Here is a 998-nt window from a genome sequence, read left to right as displayed (position 1 = left end):
GTTGTTACATTTTCTAGTTCATTTAAAACTTTGGTTAATTGATCGCCAATAAATACAGAGATTATTGCTGGCGGTGCTTCGTTAGCCCCCAATCTATGATCGTTACTTGCTGATGCAATTGTTGCTCGTAACAACTCTTCATTATCATTTACAGCTTTTATTGTATTTATAAAAAAGGTTAAAAACTGAAGGTTACTCATTGGGGTTTTCCCTGGGCTTAATAAATTGACTCCAGTATCTGTACTTAAACTCCAATTATTATGTTTACCAGACCCGTTTATTCCTTTAAATGGTTTTTCATGAAATAACACTTTAAAACTATGGCGTTCTGCAACTTTATCCATAACATCCATTAGCAATGCATTATGGTCTACGGCCAAATTAGCTTCTTCGTATATGGGTGCTAATTCAAATTGATTAGGCGCTACTTCATTGTGTCTTGTTTTTACAGGAATCCCTAATAACATACACTCTGTCTCTAAATCTCTCATATAGGCCATAGCTCGATTAGGGATGGTTCCGAAATAATGATCGTCCAACTGCTGTCCTTTTGCAGAGGCATGCCCTAGTAAGGTGCGTCCTGTTAATAAAACATCTGGTCTAGAGGATACTAATGCACTATCTATTAAAAAGTATTCTTGTTCCCAACCTAAAGAGGCATTTACTTTTTTTACATTTTTATCAAAATACTTACAAACTGCTACTGCTGCTGTATCTATAGCTTGTAATGCTCTTAATAAAGGTGTTTTATAATCCAACGCTTCTCCTGTATACGATACAAATACTGTTGGTATACATAGTGTAGTCCCGTATACAAATGCTGGCGATGTAGGGTCCCATGCTGTGTAACCACGCGCTTCAAAGGTATTTCTTATGCCTCCGTGAGGAAAACTTGAAGCATCTGGCTCTTGCTGCACTAGTTGACTTCCTCCAAATCGTTCTATAGCATGCCCTTCTCCCATGGTTTCAAAAAAGGCGTCATGTTTTTCTGCAGTTGC

1 protein-coding gene is annotated in these 998 nt (G+C 37.6%); it reads right to left on the bottom strand.

Translation table 11 applies throughout. The features are described 5' to 3' along the window. The coding region (locus ACVC2P_RS20350) for a glutamine synthetase III (RefSeq protein WP_452600268.1) at positions 1-998 on the bottom strand (998 nt) is incomplete at both ends.

This window comes from Pontimicrobium sp. MEBiC01747, assembly GCF_053601635.1.
Note: the sequence above shows the minus strand (reverse complement) of the source record. Positions and strands in the feature narration are given on the sequence as shown.